General features: G+C 67.5%; 13 protein-coding genes and 1 tRNA gene. 11 read left to right on the plus strand and 3 right to left on the minus strand.

Annotated elements, in window-relative coordinates:
- The first annotated feature begins 67 nt into the window (after positions 1–67).
- From glp to B841_RS04170, 4 genes are all read left to right on the plus strand, one after another.
- Positions 68–1,333 carry a molybdotransferase-like divisome protein Glp gene (glp, locus tag B841_RS04155; protein WP_020934235.1) on the plus strand — a complete coding sequence of 422 codons (1,266 nt, stop codon included), beginning with the start codon at positions 68–70 and terminating at the stop codon, positions 1,331–1,333.
- Positions 1,334–1,353: 20 nt separating this feature from the next.
- A complete protein-coding gene (locus B841_RS04160; protein ID WP_020934236.1) occupies positions 1,354–2,043 on the plus strand; it encodes a GNAT family N-acetyltransferase in 690 nt (229 codons plus the stop codon).
- A 99-nt stretch (positions 2,044–2,142) separates the two neighbouring features.
- Positions 2,143–3,252, plus strand: a complete 1,110-nt coding sequence (sepX, locus tag B841_RS04165; protein ID WP_020934237.1) for a divisome protein SepX/GlpR — start codon at positions 2,143–2,145, stop codon at positions 3,250–3,252.
- 72 nt (positions 3,253–3,324) lie between these two features.
- A tRNA-Ala gene (locus B841_RS04170) sits at positions 3,325–3,400 on the plus strand.
- Here B841_RS04170 and B841_RS13300 read toward each other — a convergent pair.
- A complete protein-coding gene (locus B841_RS13300) occupies positions 3,371–3,994 on the minus strand; it encodes a DNA-3-methyladenine glycosylase I (RefSeq protein WP_020934238.1) in 624 nt (207 codons plus the stop codon). The genes B841_RS04170 and B841_RS13300 overlap by 30 nt on opposite strands.
- Before the next feature lie 84 nt (positions 3,995–4,078).
- Here B841_RS13300 and B841_RS04180 point away from each other — a divergent pair, with 84 nt between their 5' ends.
- Together B841_RS04180 and B841_RS14175 are read left to right on the plus strand one after the other, a co-directional pair.
- Entirely contained in the window at positions 4,079–4,486 is a 408-nt protein-coding gene (locus tag B841_RS04180; protein WP_020934239.1) for a DoxX family protein, read from the plus strand.
- The gene (locus B841_RS14175; protein ID WP_041631738.1) at positions 4,479–5,180 is read left to right on the plus strand and encodes a zf-HC2 domain-containing protein; all 702 of its coding nucleotides are present in this window, start codon (positions 4,479–4,481) and stop codon (positions 5,178–5,180) included. The genes B841_RS04180 and B841_RS14175 overlap by 8 nt, the downstream gene beginning before the upstream one ends.
- 10 nt (positions 5,181–5,190) lie before the next feature.
- Here B841_RS14175 and B841_RS04190 read toward each other — a convergent pair whose 3' ends face one another.
- Positions 5,191–6,768, minus strand: a complete 1,578-nt coding sequence (locus B841_RS04190) for a dolichyl-phosphate-mannose--protein mannosyltransferase (RefSeq protein WP_041631739.1) — start codon at positions 6,766–6,768, stop codon at positions 5,191–5,193.
- A gap of 56 nt (positions 6,769–6,824) precedes the next feature.
- Between B841_RS04190 and rsmI the strand changes: the two genes are divergently transcribed.
- The 5 genes from rsmI to B841_RS04215 all read left to right on the plus strand — a co-directional run bounded on the left by rsmI (position 6,825) and on the right by B841_RS04215 (position 14,974).
- Positions 6,825–7,700, plus strand: coding sequence for a 16S rRNA (cytidine(1402)-2'-O)-methyltransferase (rsmI, locus tag B841_RS04195; protein WP_041632062.1), 876 nt, complete (start codon positions 6,825–6,827; stop codon positions 7,698–7,700).
- 163 nt (positions 7,701–7,863) lie between these two features.
- A complete protein-coding gene (locus tag B841_RS04200) occupies positions 7,864–9,684 on the plus strand; it encodes a BCCT family transporter (protein ID WP_020934243.1) in 1,821 nt (606 codons plus the stop codon).
- 90 nt (positions 9,685–9,774) lie between these two features.
- Positions 9,775–11,613, plus strand: a complete 1,839-nt coding sequence (gene metG, locus B841_RS04205; protein ID WP_041631740.1) for a methionine--tRNA ligase — start codon at positions 9,775–9,777, stop codon at positions 11,611–11,613.
- Positions 11,614–11,619: 6 nt separating this feature from the next.
- Positions 11,620–12,846 (plus strand): MFS transporter, encoded by a 1,227-nt coding sequence (locus tag B841_RS04210; RefSeq protein WP_041631741.1) that lies wholly within the window; start codon positions 11,620–11,622, stop codon positions 12,844–12,846.
- 34 nt (positions 12,847–12,880) lie between these two features.
- The gene (locus B841_RS04215; protein WP_020934246.1) at positions 12,881–14,974 is read left to right on the plus strand and encodes a RecQ family ATP-dependent DNA helicase; all 2,094 of its coding nucleotides are present in this window, start codon (positions 12,881–12,883) and stop codon (positions 14,972–14,974) included.
- Here the strand turns inward: B841_RS04215 and B841_RS04220 are convergent, their stop codons facing one another.
- Entirely contained in the window at positions 14,975–15,496 is a 522-nt protein-coding gene (locus tag B841_RS04220; RefSeq protein ID WP_020934247.1) for a GNAT family N-acetyltransferase, read from the minus strand. It lies immediately after the preceding gene.
- Positions 15,497–15,545: the final 49 nt, after the last annotated feature.

The raw sequence follows: 15,545 nt of genomic DNA on the forward strand, positions 1-15,545 counted from the left end.
CCGGACACGGCCGCGGCGGTAGGCTGACGGAGATGACATCCGGGCCGGCACAACAGGAGGTAACCACGTGCGCTCCGTGGAAGAACAGTTGGCGATCGTCACCGACGCCGCGGTCACCCCTGAGCCCGTCCGTACGTCGATCACCGACGCGCTCGGACTGATGAGTGCCGAGGAAGTCCAGGCGAGCACCCCGCTGCCGGCCTTTCCACAGGCCGCCATCGACGGCTACGCGGTACGCGCCGTCGACGTCGGCGGCGAACGCGCCCTGAGCGCCGTCACCGGCCCCGACCGGCCCGCCGCGGCGCACTCCCTGCCCGTCGTGGGGGAGGTGCCCGCCGGGTCCCGTCAACGCATTCGCCTGCAGCCGCAACAGGCGGTGCGCGTCCACACCGGCGCCCCGCTGCCCACGCTGGCCGACGCCGTGCTGCCTCTCGAATGGTCCGACCGCGGACGCAAGCGCGTGACCCCGCTGCAGCCGGTGCGCTCCGGGGACTTCATGCGCCGCCGCGGCGACGACATCCAGCCCGGCGACGTCGCCGTCACCGCCGGCACCGTCCTGGGGCCGGCGCAGATTGGGCTGCTCGCCGCCGTGGGGCGCACCAAAGTGCTCGTGTACCCGACGCCACGGGTCAGCGTCTTCAGCTTTGGCGCCGAACTGATCGACATCGACCGAGAGCCCGGCCCCGGGCAGGTCTACGACGTCGCCTCTTACGCCTTGGCAGCAGCGGCCAAGGAGGCCGGCGCCCAGGTCAGCCGGGTCGGTCTCCTCGATGGCGAACCCCGCCGCCTCCGACAGACCATCGAAGCTCAGCTGCAACGCAGCGAAATGCTCGTCATTTCCGGCGCGGTCGGCGGTTCCGGCTCGGACCTGATCCGGTCGGTGCTCACCGAGATCGGTGAGATCGACACCACCCGGGTGGCCATGCACCCCGGTTCCGTGCAGGGATTCGGGCTGCTGGGCGAGGAGCGCATCCCGGTGTTTCTGCTGCCGAGCAACCCGGTCTCCGCCCTGGCGGCCTTTGAAGTGTTCGTCCGTCCCGTGCTGCGATTGTCGTTGGGCAAGCGTTCCGCCAACCGCCGGGTGGTCCGCGCCCGAGCCCTCAACCACGTCACCTCGACCCCCGGCCGCCGTGGTTACGTCCGTGCCCAGCTCATGCGCGACGCCCATTCCCAGGATTACCTGGTCGAAGGCCTCGGTGGCGCGACGGGCGCACCGGCGCATCTGCTGGCCGGTCTGGCGGAGGCCAACGCCATGATCCGCATCCCCGAAGAGGTCACGGAAATCCGTCCCGGTGACGTGGTCGACGTGCTCTTCTTGGCGCAGCGATCTTGACGGGGGGTCTGACTGTGCTCATGGATCCCTTCGGACTCGCGGCCGCCCGCTTCGACAAGCCCGCCACCGGCCCCCGCGACCCGGTGCACCCGGGGTGGCCGGAATCCACCCCGACCGTGCGGTTGACCACCGGTGAAAAAATGCGGTTACGCCCGCTGACCAACCGCGACGGCGCAGACTGGGCCGAGATCCGCCTCCTGGACGAACAGTGGCTGCGCCCCGTGGAACCCACCACCGCCGACACCTGGCAGGAAGCACATTCCTCCACTTCCTGGCGCAACACCTTCTCCTACCTGCGAGGATTGGCGTCGCGTGGCGTCGCGATCCCGCTGGTCATCGAGATCGACGGCGCATTCGCCGGGCAGACGACCATCGGCAACATCCAGCACGGAGCCGTCTCGGAGGCGTGGATCGGCTACTGGGTGCATTCGGCCCACATGGGGAAGGGGGTGGCCACCGCGGCGTGCGCGCTGGGCACCGACCACGCTTTCTCCCGCATCGGGCTGCACCGGGTGACCGCCACCTACCTGCCGTCGAACCCTGCGTCGGGGAAAGTGCTGGTGACGGCCGGATTCAGGGAAGAAGGCCTCCTGCGCCGGAACCTGCACATCGACGGCGAATGGCGGGACCATCACTTCGTCGCGCAGAACGCGGAGGACCACCCGGACACGTGCGTTGCGCGTCTGCGCCGGGCCGGTCGGCTACTCTAGGTCACAATGCACGGCGTGGCAGGCCAGGCGTGCCTGGCCAGCGAATTACGCTTGTTGTGACCGACTGGTTCTCGAACGACGAAAGGTAGGCGACGGGGTATGTCCGATGGTTTGATGATCATCCTGGTCATCGTGGTGTGGCTCTTTGTCCTCGCACCGCTGCTGCTGCGTGGTCAGCGACCGATCAACAAAACCGGCGAAGCTTTCGACGACACCCGCGTCGTCTATGAGGGCGGAAGCGGCGACATCCCCGCCCGCCGTCACCCCCGGGTGTTGCCGAAAGACGTCCGCTCCCGCGCCGACGAAGACGAGGAAGATTATGAACTCGTCGAGGCGCTCGCCGAGGAGGACGCCGACGTCCTCATCGACGAGCGCCGTGCTCCGCTGATCGAAGATCCGGTGGAAGAGCCCGTCGTCGAAGAACGACGTGAGGAGATCGTCGACGGCGAAGTGGTCGACGAGCCCGTGGCCGAACTTCCGCAGGGCGGATCCACCGCCTACTCCGCGCTGGAACAGGCCGAGGAGGTCACCGCACCCCTGGCAGACAGCGACGTCTATGAACACGATGACACGTACGTCACCGCCGCAGACTATCTGCATCCCGCCACTCGGACGCTTGCGGAGCCCGCGCCGGTACCGGAGACCGCTGAGGTTGAACCTGCTCTTGTCGGCGACGCCGCTCACGAGGAGGACGAGGAGCTGCTCGTCGAGGACATCGACTTGACCGACGAGGACTTGGCTTTCGCCAAGCGCCGCGCCGGCCGTGGCGGATGGGATCCGGAGTCCGATCAGAGATACTCCGTCGACCGCTACCAGCGCCGCCGCCGCACTCTGGCGGGTCTGCTCGCCGCGGTGGCCGTGACCCTGGTGTTGAGCATCGTCGTCGGCGGGTGGGCATGGATCACGGTCCTGCTCACTGGCGCGTTGACCGCCGTCTACCTGGTCGCCCTGCGTAAGCAGGTGCAGGAGGAGAAGGCACTGCGCGCCCGCCGGATCCGGCAACTGCGGCGCGCCCGCATGGGGGTGCGCCGGGCTGACGACGCCGAGGGCGGCGTCCCCCGCGAACTGCGCCGGCCCGGGGCGGTGGTCGTGGAACTCGACGACGAAAGCCCGGACTTCGACTACCTCGGCGTCACCGAGGCGTCCTTTGAGCCGACGACGCTGCGCCCGGTGCGTGGCGGGAATTTCAACGGTCGTCGCGCCGGATAGGTTGAATATTTATGGTTGTCCGCCGGCCTGGTCGGTAAGTAAACTGACCAGTCAGCGGGGCAACCCCGCTTCGGGGGCGTAGCTCAGTTGGTAGAGCGTCGCGTTCGCAACGCGAAGGTCAGGGGTTCGATTCCCCTCGTCTCCACCACACTCCCGACGATCCGCGCCGGTGAGAGCCGATGAGATGGGTGTCCACGACGCCGATCGATTCCATGAGGGCGAACATCGTGGTCGGGCCGACGAACACGAAACCTTCCTTCTTCAGGGCCTGGGCCAGGGCGACGGATTCGGGGGAGGTGGTGGGCACCTCGGCCATGGTGCGTGGCTCCGGCGTCTCCTCCGGCTGGAAGGACCAGATGAAGTCGGCGAGGCCTGCCTTGTCCCGCAGTGCGACGGTGGCACGCGCGTTGGTGATCGCGGCGAGGATCTTCCGGCGGTTGCGGATGATGCGGGCGTCGGCAAGCAGTCTGTCGACGTCGGCGTCGTCGAATGCGGCGACGACCTCCGGGTCGAAGTCCGCGAAGGTCTCGCGGAAGGCCGGGCGTTTGCGCAGCACCGTCGCCCAGGACAGGCCAGACTGAAAGCCTTCGAGGGTGACGCGCTCGTAGAGCCCGTGCTCGTCGCGCACGGGCATGCCCCATTCGACGTCGTAGTAGTCGCGCAGCAGGTCGCTGGCCTCTGCCCAGGGCGGGCGGGCGAGCCCGTCGGCGCCGATGATCAATCCGTTTTCAGTGGTCTCCATACTCTGTTAGACGGTACTGGAACGGCTCAGGTTCCCGTTTCGTCGTGAACGCTTTCGGGGTCGATCCGTTGTAGTCTGATCATCATGGATAGGCCCGTGGTCAGAGATGCAGCGCTGCTGTTCCTGCGTGTCGTGCTCGGCGTGGCGTTCATCGCCCACGGCTGGGACCGCTGGTTCCTGAGCGGGATCGTCGAAACCACCGGGCAATTTTCCGCCTGGGGAGTGCCGCAGCCGCGCTTGTCCGCGTACCTGACCGCCACGGCGGAATTGCTGGGCGGCGCCCTGCTCGCGCTGGGGCTGCTGACCACCCTGACGGCCGGGGCGCTGACGCTGTTGGTCGTCGCCGCGCTGTATTTCGTGCATCTGGGCAACGGCTTCTTCGTCGCGCAGGGCGGGGTGGAGTACCCCCTCGTGGTCATCGCGGCGTTGGTGATGATCGTGGTCTTCGGCTCCGGCCGGGCTAGTATCGACGGGGTGTTGCAGCGTGATTGATCATGATGAGGTGCAGGCGGCCCTGTCGGCGCGCCTTGACGGGGAGCCCTCGGGGCTCGACGAAGACGTCGTGGACGCACACGTCGCGGGCTGCGAGGTGTGTTCCAAATTTTGGGAGGAGTCGCTGGCCTTGTCGCGGCGGCTGAATTTCGTGGAGTCCTCCGGCGTCGGCATGAGCCCGCCGAAGGACCTCTCCGAGATCATCATCGCCGGGGTGGAGCCGGAGTGGCGCAAGCGCTCCGCCAACCGCCTGGTGTCGTTGACCGTCGCCCGTGTCCTCGCGACGCTGCTCGCGGTCGGGCTGGTGGCCTGGGCGATAGTGCTGGTGCTGGAAACCGGCGGGCTGATGCAGGTCAGCAGCGACGGACAGGTGCTCTCCCCGGAGGCGCAGCCGGAGGTGGCGGCCCTGCGCATCGAAGGCGCGGCGGTACGCCTGGCGTTGGCGGTCGGCCTGGGGCTGGCGGCCTGGCAGCCGAAGATGGCGGGAGGAATGGCGCCGGTGGTGGCCACGCTGTGGGCGTTTCTCACCGGCTTCGCCGTACGCGACATCGTGCTGGGGGCGACGTCGCTGGCCCAGATCGCACAGCTGGGCGGACTCGCCCTGGTCGCCGTCGTGCTCGTCTGGCTGTGGGGCGCCGGCCGCGGACTGAACCCCGGTCAGCTGTGGCGCTCACTGAGCGCCCGGCCCAATTAGGGGCGGGCTTTTAAGTCCAGCTGGGCAGCCACATCAACTCGTGGTAAATGGACTCCGGTATCAGATATCCGTAGAGGATCGGGGAGAAGTAGGCGAACATCGCCACCACCAACGAAAGATAGACGATCACGGCGACGGTGCCCCAGGTGATGTCTCCGCCGGCCAGGCGGCGCACCCACCGCCACCGCACCGGCTTCCCGGACGCCACGAGCTGGCCCAGCGCCAGGGCGAGCAGGCAGATGGTGAACGGCACCAACGCCGTGGCGTAGAAGAAGTACATCTGGCGGTCGTAGGCCACCAGCCACGGCACAAAGCCGGCGGCGAAACCGATGATCGGGATGAGGAAGCGGCGGTCCCGGCGGATCAGCAGGCACCACAGCCCCCACGCCAGGGCGGGCACGGTCAGCCACCAGATGGCCGGGGTGCCGAAGAGGTAGATCATCGACGAGCACGTCGTCTCCCCGCAGTCCACGCCGGTGGAGGAGTAGTAGAGGATCGGCCGCGCCGCCACGAGCCAGGCCCACGGCTTCGACTCCCACGGATGGGAGTGGCCGCCGGAGGTGGTCAGGTCCCCGTGGAAGTCGAGCACGGAGAAATGATAGTAAAACCAGCCGGCCAGGGCGTCGGGAAGCAGCTGCAGGACAGAGTCTTCGGCGATGGAGCCGTCGACGGCCGCATGCCGGTAGACGGAGGTCTCGGAGGCGAACCACGCGCGCCAGGAGTACAGGTAGAGTGCGGCGGGCAGCGCCACCAACGACGCCAGCGCCGGCAGCGTGTCGCGCACCAGCGCGCCGGCGACGTAGCGGCGCACGCCATAACGTTTGCGCAGCGCGAGATCCATGAACACGCTCATCAGCCCGAAGAAGGCGATGTAGTACAGGCCCGACCATTTCACGGCCAGCGCGCAGCCCAGCGCGACGCCGGCGGCGAAACGCCACCACCGGAACCCCAGCCGCGGGCCGAAGGGCGAGTCGCCCATCGCCCCGGAGATGAAGGCCGCGTGAAAGCGTGCGCGGACCTGCTCGTGGTCGCGGGCCAGGGCCCAGGCGGCGGCGACGATGAAGAACACCTGGAACATGTCCAGCATGCCGAACTTCGCCGAGACCAGCAGCACCCCGTCGAACACGGCGATCACCCCGGCGAACGCGGCCACCTGCCAGGACTGCGAGAGGCGTCGCGCCAGCGCCATGATCAGCACCACCGTGGCGACGCCGAAAAGTGCGACGGACACTCGCCACCCCAGCGGGGTATATCCGAAGAGCATCTCGCCGAAGGCGATCAGCTGCTTACCCAGCGGCGGGTGCACCACCAGCCCGTACCCGGGGTTGGCCTCGACGCCGCCGAGGAAAGGGTTGAACCAGGAGCGCACCATGTCCCAGGCCTGTGGCACATAGTGCTTCTCGTCGAAGACGGGGGTGCCCTGCACGCTCGCCGAGGTCAGGCCCACAAAACGAGTCAGGAAAGCAAGGGCGGCGATCACCAGGGTGCTGTAGGTGTCGGCGCGGGTCCAGCGATAGCGCGTCGGAGCAGGCGGGGTGACCGGCGGCGGGGACGGCCGCGTACTCGTGGCGGTGTTCACCCGGGACAGTCTAGGCCACCCGCCCCTCAGTGAACGGCAGGCAGGGGTGTGGAATGCTGGACGGCATGAGCGCCACCCACGACACCAACCCGCCCCTGGATCTCGACCCGTTGCCGCGCGGGGTGATTCTGGCCGCCACCCCGTTGGGCAACGTCGGCGACGCCTCGCCGCGTCTGCGGCACGCGTTGGCCACCGCGGACGTCGTGGCCGCCGAGGACACGCGCCGGGTGCGTAACTTGGCGACGGCGCTGGGCGTGGAGATCCGCGGGAAAGTGGTGTCCAACTTCGACCACAACGAGGCCGCCCGCAGCGAGGGGCTGCTGGAGTCGGCGCGCTCCGGCAGCGTCGTGGTGGTCACCGACGCGGGCATGCCGCTGGTGTCGGATCCGGGCCACTCGTTGGTCGACGCCGCGCATGAGGCGGGGGTGTCCGTCACGTGCATCCCGGGGCCGTCGGCGGTGCCGACGGCGTTGGCGTTGTCGGGGTTGAATGTGGGGCACTTCATTTTCGACGGCTTCGCGCCCCGCAAGGCGGGTGCACGCCGTACGTGGCTGGAGAGCCTGCGGGCGGAGAAGCGGGCGGTGTGTTTCTTCGAGTCCCCGCACCGGGTACACGAAACGCTCCTCGAGGCGGCCGAGATTCTGGGGGACTCCCGTCGGGCGGCGGTGTGTCGCGAACTGACCAAGACCTACGAAGAGGTCCGTCGCGGGACGCTGCCGGAATTGGCGGAATGGGCCGCCGGGGGAGTCAAAGGTGAGGTCACCGTCGTGCTGGAGGGCGGGGCAGGGGAGGCCGCGGAGCCGGAGGAGCTGGTTCCCGCCGTCGAGAAACAGGTGGCTGACGGGGTGCGGCTGAAGGACGCCTGCAAGGCGGTGGCGGGCAGATACGGGGTTTCGAACCGGGAATTGTATGAGGCGGTGCTTATGGCTCGAGGCAGGTGAGGGGATCGTTATTATTCCGTGACCTAACTGGGTGTACAGTCGGAGCCACCTGGAAAAACATTGGATAACAATTGGGTAAATCGCCAGTTGGCGTTTGTGCCCGTCAGTGAAGTGCCAGGTTTTCTGGTTTGAAAACCCGGCCCTCTACTCGGAAGGTGTAGCCATGTCTGACAAGGATTTGAATAACGTGGAGGGACCGCCGGGAGCGGTCCCCGGCCCGGAGGCCGGCCCGGACTATGAAACAGTCCGTGACCGTCTCGACAACGCCACCGCCACTGAGCAGCTGGCGTCGATGCTCTCCGATGAAAGTGCGCTTTCCGGGCAAGTGCCCGAGGATGACAAGACGGTCAAACGCCTCGCCGATGACAAGAACGCACCCATCAGCTGGATCGTCGTGGTCCCCGCCTTCATCCTGGTCATCGCCGTCGTCATGTGGGGTCTCGTCTTCCCCGACAACTTCTCCAACGTGGCCAACGGGGCCTTCACCTGGGTCGTCGAGAACCTGGGCTGGGCCTTCCTGCTCTTCGGCACCATCTTCGTCGCCTTCGTCCTGTTCATCGCGTTCTCCCGTTTCGGCTCCATCCGGCTCGGCGAGGTGGATGAACAACCCGAGTTCCGCACGATCTCCTGGATCGCCATGATGTTCGCCGCCGGCATGGGCATCGGCCTGATGTTCTTCGGCGCCGCCGAGCCACTGACCTTCTACCTCGACGCGGTGCCCAACCACGAGGAACGTGAGGTCGGCGCGGCCCTGGCCACGACGATGTACCACTGGACCCTGCACCCGTGGGCGATCTACGCCATCGTCGGCCTGGCCATCGCCTACTCGACCTTCCGACTCGGCCGCAAGCAGCTGATCTCGTCCGCGTTCATCCCGCTGATCGGCGAAAAGAACGCCAATGGCTGGCTGGGCAAGGTCATCGACATTCTGTCGATCTTCGCCACCATCTTCGGCACCGCCTGCTCCCTGGGCCTCGGCGCCCTGCAGATCCGTTCCGGACTGCAGGCTTCCGGCATCATGGAGGATCCGGGCCAGGGCGTGATTCTGGGCATCGTGCTGGTGCTGACGCTCGCCTTCCTCCTCTCCGCGCTGTCCGGCGTGGGCAAGGGCATCCAGTACCTGTCCAACTTGAACGTGATCTTCGCCGCGATCCTCGCGATTTTCGTCTTCGTCATGGGCCCGACCCTGGTGCAGCTGAACATCGTGCCCACCTCCGTCGGCAGCTACCTGTCGCAGTTCTTCGAGATGGCCTCGCGCACCCCGGTCTCCGAAGACGGCACCGCCGGCGAGTGGCTCGGCGGCTGGACCATCTTCTACTGGGCCTGGTGGATCTCCTGGTCCCCGTTCGTCGGCATGTTCCTGGCGCGCATTTCCCGCGGCCGCTCCATCCGCGAATTCTGTCTCAGCGTCCTGCTCATCCCGGCCGGAGTCTCCACCATCTGGTTCGCCATCTTCGGCGGCACCGCCATCTGGATGGAGAACAACGATCAGTCCATCGTCGGCGGCGGCACGACCGAGGAGATGCTCTTCAACCTGCTGCAGAATCTGCCGGGCGGCCAGATCGTTTCCATCGTGGCGATCATTCTGCTGGGCACCTTCTTCATCACCTCCGCCGACTCCGCGTCGACGGTCATGGGGTCGATGTCGCAGAACGGCGTCTCCGATGCTAAGCGCCCTCTGACCGCCGGTTGGGGCATCATGGCAGCGCTCGTCGGCGTGACCTTGCTCGTCGCCGGCGGCGACGACGCCCTCAGCGCGCTGCAGAACGTCACCATCGTCGCGGCGACGCCGTTCCTGCTCATCGTCATCCTGCTGATGTTCGCCATCTTCAAGGATCTGCGTAACGACGTGATCTACAAGGACCAGATCGACCAGCGCAACTTCGCCCGCCAACTGGCGATCGAACGTCGCCTGTACCGCGAAAAGGCCTACCGCGAGGCGCAAAAGGACCGCCGTTCCGCGGTCATCCACCGCAGGAAATAACAGCCAACCAGAGCCCTCTTCGAACCCGCGCACCTACGGATCACCACCCGTGGGCGTGCGGGTTCACTCGTCTAAATTATGCTGAAGGACATGACTGAGACCAACAACGTTCTTGTGTGCGTCGCGTGGCCGTACGCCAACGGCCCCCGCCACATCGGCCATGTCGCCGGATTCGGCGTCCCTTCGGATGTTTTCGCCCGTTATCAGCGAATGTCCGGCGCGAACGTCCTCATGGTCTCCGGCACCGACGAGCACGGCACCCCGCTGCTGGTCCAGGCGGACAAAGAAGGCGTCACCGTCCAGGACCTGGCGGACCGCTACAACCGTCAGATCGTCGAGGACCTCGCGGGATTGGGCCTGTCCTACGACCTGTTCACCCGCACCACCACCCGCAACCACTACGCCGTGGTCCAAGAGCTGTTCACCGGCCTGTACGAGAACGGGTACATGATCAAGGAGACCACCCTCGGCGCGGTGTCTCCGAGCACGGGGCGCACCCTGCCGGACCGCTACATCGAGGGCACCTGCCCGATCTGCGGCGCCACCGATGCCCGCGGCGACCAGTGCGACGACTGCGGCAACCAGCTCGACCCCTCCGAACTGATCGACCCGCGCTCCAAGATCGACGGGGAAGCCCCGAAGTTCGTCGAGACGGAACACTTCCTGCTCGACCTGCCGTCGCTGGCCCAGGCGCTGCGCGAATGGCTGGAGGCCCGTCAGGACTGGCGCCCCAACGTCCTGCAGTTCTCCCTGAACCTGCTCGACGACATGCGCCCGCGCGCCATGACCCGCGACATCGACTGGGGCGTGCCCGTCCCGGTCGACGGCTGGCAGGACAACAACGCCAAGAAGCTCTACGTGTGGTTCGACGCCGTCATCGGCTATCTCTCCGCCTCCATCGAGTGGGCGCACCGCACCGGCGACGACGACGCCTGGAAGACCTGGTGGCAGGACCCGGCCACCCAGTCCTTCTACTTCATGGGCAAGGACAACATCACCTTCCACTCCCAGATCTGGCCGGCGGAACTGCTCGGTTACGCGGGCAAGGGGACCAAGGGCGGCAAGGCCCACGAATACGGCGACCTGAACTTGCCCACGGAGGTCGTCTCCTCGGAGTTCCTGACGATGTCCGGCTCGAAGTTCTCCTCGTCCAAGGGCGTGGTCATCTACGTCAAGGACTTCCTCGCCGAGTTCGGCCCGGATCCGCTGCGCTACTTCATCGCCGTCGCCGGCCCGGAGAACCACGACACCGACTTCACCTGGGACGAGTTCGTCCGCCGCATCAACAACGAGCTGGCCAACGGCTGGGGCAACCTGGTCAACCGCACCGTGTCCATGGCGCACAAGAACTTCGGCGAGGTGCCCGCCGCGGGAGAACTGACCGACGCGGACCGTAAGATCCTGGCGCTGGCGGAGGAGACCTTCACCACCGCCGGCGAGAACCTGGCCGCCGCCAAGTTCAAAAACGCCATCTCCGCGATCATGCACCTGGTCGGCGAGGCCAACGCCTACATCGCCGAGATGGAGCCGTGGAAGCTGGCCAAGGCCGAGGCCGACCGCGAGCGTCTGGGCACCGTCTTGCACACCGCCCTGCAGGTCGTCGCCGACGCCAACACCATGCTGACCCCGTTTTTGCCGCACACCGCACAGAAGGTCCACGAGACCCTCGGCCGCGACGGCGTGTGGGCGGCGCTGCCGGAGGTCAAGGAGGTCGTCGACGACGCCCCGGTGGAGCCGGTGGGCGCGGGCCTGCCCGATCCGGGCCAGAGCTACCCGGTGATCACCGGCGATTACACCGTCGAACAGGCCCGGTGGGAACGCACCGAGGTCGTCGCCGGCACCGAGCTGTCGAAGCCGAAGCCGCTGGTGGCCAAGCTCGACCCCGAGCTCGCCGAAACCGGCCCGGAATGGGCCCCGGTGCAGAAGTAGGGATGAGTGTCTCCTAGACAGAAGGTGATCGGCGGCGGCTTCGCGCTGGCCGCCGTCTTCGTCGCCGCCCTCAACCTGCGCGCGGGCATCTCGTCCGTCGGCCCGGTGCTGGGGGATCTGCTGGCCTGGTACGACGCCTCCGGGGCGTTGGCCGGGCTGGTCACCGCCATGCCCGGCATGTTTTTCGCGGTCATGGGGTTGGCGGCGGTGCCGATCGCCTCCCGGCTGGGTCTCAGCCGCACGCTGCTGCTGGGGATGACGATGACCCTGACGGGGCTGGCGCTGCGCCCCTGGACCGGCAGCGTGGGTCTGTTCTTGCTGCTCACCGCCCTGGTGGTGGCGGGCATCGCGTTGTCGAACGTGTTGCTGCCCGCCTGGATCAAACTCCACGGCGGGAAGAACGTGGTGGCGTTGATGACCGTCAACGGGGCCGTACTGGGTCTCTCCGGCGGCCTCGGCCCGCTGTCGGCTGCGCTGGCGGATGGCCCGGGCGGGTGGCGCGACGCGTTGTTCGTCTGGGCGTGGCTCGCGTTGGCGCAGGTCCTGGTGTGGGCCGTGGTGGCGCTGCGCACCCGCTACGATTTCCCCTCCCACAGCGCCGTGGGGGAGGACGGTCGGGCGCCGACGGGTTCGCTGTGGCGCGCCGCCTCCGCGCTCGCGCTGATGTTCTACTTCGGGCTGCAGTCGATGCAGGCCTACGTCCAGATGGGCTGGTTGCCGCAGATACTCATCGACGCCGGCGTGGACGTGGCCGTCGCCGCGTTGGCGTTGTCGCTGACCGCGGTGTTCGGCGTGGCCGGCGGGCTGATCATGCCCACCGTGGTCCAGCGCTCGCGCTGGCTGCCGGGCTGGCCGCTGTTGTTCGGCGTGGTCACCGTCGCCGGCTACGTGGGGCTGTTGTTGATCCCGGACACCATGCCGCTGCTGTGGGCGGGCCTGTTGGGCCTGGGCGGGTGGGCCTTCCCGACGGCGCTGAACCTCATCGTCGTCAAGGCGCGGCACCCGCTCGTGGCCGCCCGCCTGTCCGGCTTCGTGCAGCCCTACGGCTACATCATCGCCGCGGCCGGGCCGCTGTTGGTGGGGCTGGCCTATCGGCCGGAGAACCCGCACACCTGGACCGCCATTATCACGGTTCTCATCGTCCTGGCGGCCCTCAAGGGCGTGGTGGGGATGAAAGCCGCGCAACCCGGCCGCGTCGACGACGAACTGGGGCGTTCCTCCACAGGGGCCTGAGCCGACGTCGGGCCCGTGGTGTTAAGTGGAGGGCATGCAGGCAACACGAGAACGCGCCAATCAACTCCTCGAAGGCATCGCCGGGCCCGGAGCCCAACTCCGCGACGATCAATGGACCGCCATCGACGCGCTGGTCAACCAATCGCGGCGCATGCTGGTGGTCCAACGCACCGGCTGGGGTAAATCCGCCGTCTACTTCATCGCCGCCAAATTGCTGCGGGAACGCGGCGCCGGGCCGTCGCTGATCATCAGCCCGCTGCTGGCGCTGATGCGCAACCAGGTCGAGGCCGCCGGCCGCGCCGGCATCCGGGGTGCAACCTTGAACTCCGCCAACATGACCGAATGGGCCCAGATCGAGACGGCCGTGGCCGCCGGTGAGGTCGACGTGCTGCTGGTCTCCCCGGAACGGCTGAATAACCCGGACTTCCGCGACAACGTGCTCCCGCAGCTGGCCGCCGGCGTCGGCATGGTCGTCGTCGACGAAGCCCACTGCATCTCTGATTGGGGCCACGACTTCCGCCCCGACTACCGCCGCATCAAGGACCTTCTCGACGGCCTGAGCGCCCGCGCCGAGGCCACGCCGGTGTTGGCGACCACCGCGACCGCCAACGACCGAGTCGTCGCCGACGTCCAGGCCCAGCTGGGACCGGACACCGGGGTGCTGCGCGGCGGCCTAGACCGGGAGTCGTTGCGGTTAAACGTCGTGCGGCTGCCCGACACGACCCAACGGCCCGCCTGGCTGGCGGAGCGGCTCGGATCTTTGGACGGCTCCGGCATCATCTACTGTCTGACCGTCTCCGCCGCGGAAGACCTGGCCGAAGCGCTCGAGGCCGTCGGCTGGAACGTCGCGGCCTATACCGGCCGCACCGAGGCGGGGGAGCGGGAAAGGCTAGAACAGGCCCTGATCGACAACGAACTCAAAGCCCTGGTGGCTACCTCCGCTTTGGGCATGGGATTCGACAAACCCGACCTGGGTTTCGTCGTGCACCTGGGCGCGCCCTCCTCGCCGATCTCCTATTACCAGCAGATCGGACGCGCCGGCCGCGGCACCGGCCGCGCCGACGTCATCCTCTTGCCCGGGGCCGAAGACCAGGGCATCTGGGACTACTTCGCCTCCGTGTCCTTTCCCGACGAAGACACCGTCCGCACCTTGCTCGACGCGCTGGGACAGGAGCCGTTGTCCACCCAGAAACTCGAGTCCGTGGTGGATCTGACGCGCTCACGCATCGACCAGACGTTGAAGGTGCTGGACGTCGACGGCGCCGTGCAGCGCGTGCGCGGCGGCTGGGTGAGCACCGGCCGACCCTGGCACTACGACGCCGAGCGCTACCGCGGCCTGGACGAGGCACGCCGCTCCGAGCAAGAGGCGATGCGGCGCTACCAGGACACCACCGACTGCCGGATGCTGTTCCTGCGCGGCCAGCTCGACGACCCCACCGCCACCGGTCAACCCTGCGGGCGCTGCGACAACTGCACCGAGGGCCACCTGTCATGGGACGTGGATCCGGCGCTGGCGGAGAAGGTCTCGGAGAAGATGCGCGCGCCGGGTGTACGCATCACGCAGCGGCGCCAATGGCCGACGGGCCTGAGTCAGGTGCGCGGAAAAATCACCGGCGTCGAACCGGGGCGGGCGTTGGGCAGGCTCAACGACGTCGGCCGGGGGCCGGCGCTGCGCGAGCTTCTCGACGACCGGTCCTGGCGCCCCACTTCCCCTTGGCAACAGGACACGTGGCTGCCCCGGATCGTGGCGGTGCTGGCGGACTGGGGCTGGGAACAACGCCCCACCGCGGTGGTGGCGCTGGGCGCGGCCGACCAAGAAAAAACCGCGTTCGTCGACGCGTTGGCGTCGGCGATCGCGGGGGTGGGACGGATGGACTATGCGGGGGTGGTTCCGGTGCGCGGGGGCCACGGCGAGATCACCGCGCAGAACTCCGCCTACCGGGTCCAGGGGCTGCTGGGCCACTTCGACGTCGCGGCCGTCGCCGGAGCGCTCGAGGGCGCGGCGGGGCCCGTGTTGCTGGTCACCGACGTGGTCGACAGCGGCTGGTCGGTCACCGTCGCGGGCAGCCAGCTGCACGAGGCGACGGGGCGGGCGGTGCTGCCGTTGGCGCTGGCCTCCCGGGGCTGATCAGTCCTCGACCAGGACCGGATCCATCGGGATAGTCAGCTGCCAGTACGTCAGGTCGAGCCACTGGTCGAACTTGTGGCCGGCCTCCGGGAAGTGCCCGACCTTGACGAAGCCGAACTTCCGGTGCAGCTTCTGGGAAGCGAGGTTGTCGCCGGTGATGTTCGCCAGGATGACGTGCACCTTGTTCGAGTCGTTGGCGTGGTCGATCATCGCCTGCATCAGCTTCGAGCCGACGCCCTTACCGTGGGCCAGGTCGCTGACGTAGACCGAATTCTCCACCGTGTACCGGTAGCCGGTGATGGTGTCGAAGGGTCGGTACGAGGCATAGCCCAACACCGTGCCGTCCTCTTCCTCTGCCACGTACACCGGATAACCGGTGTCGAATTGATAGTCGAGCCATTGAGTACGCTCTTCGAGCGTCAATTCGTCGAAACGCCAGGAGGCGGTGCTGTTCAGTATCGCCTGATTCTGGATGTCAATCAGGGAAGGCAGGTCGTTGTGAGAGGCGGCGCGAATCTGCATGCGACTGAGTGTAAGTCCCCCTCCAGAATCTTGCCGAATTCGAGTCACC

Origin of the sequence: Corynebacterium maris DSM 45190, from assembly GCF_000442645.1 — a bacterium.
Classification (GTDB): domain Bacteria; phylum Actinomycetota; class Actinomycetes; order Mycobacteriales; family Mycobacteriaceae; genus Corynebacterium; species Corynebacterium maris.

Bases quoted from the DNA above. Each gene is read 5' to 3' on its own strand.
- B841_RS04160 (WP_020934236.1), top strand. From the start codon at position 1,354: ATGGATCCCTTCGGACTCGCGGCCGCCCGCTTCGACAAGCCCGCCACC.
- sepX (WP_020934237.1), top strand. From the start codon at position 2,143: ATGTCCGATGGTTTGATGATCATCCTGGTCATCGTGGTGTGGCTCTTT.
- B841_RS13300 (WP_020934238.1), bottom strand. From the start codon at position 3,994: ATGGAGACCACTGAAAACGGATTGATCATCGGCGCCGACGGGCTCGCC.
- B841_RS04180 (WP_020934239.1), top strand. From the start codon at position 4,079: ATGGATAGGCCCGTGGTCAGAGATGCAGCGCTGCTGTTCCTGCGTGTC.
- rsmI (WP_041632062.1), top strand. From the start codon at position 6,825: ATGAGCGCCACCCACGACACCAACCCGCCCCTGGATCTCGACCCGTTG.
- B841_RS04200 (WP_020934243.1), top strand. From the start codon at position 7,864: ATGTCTGACAAGGATTTGAATAACGTGGAGGGACCGCCGGGAGCGGTC.
- metG (WP_041631740.1), top strand. From the start codon at position 9,775: ATGACTGAGACCAACAACGTTCTTGTGTGCGTCGCGTGGCCGTACGCC.
- B841_RS04215 (WP_020934246.1), top strand. From the start codon at position 12,881: ATGCAGGCAACACGAGAACGCGCCAATCAACTCCTCGAAGGCATCGCC.
- B841_RS04220 (WP_020934247.1), bottom strand. From the start codon at position 15,496: ATGCAGATTCGCGCCGCCTCTCACAACGACCTGCCTTCCCTGATTGAC.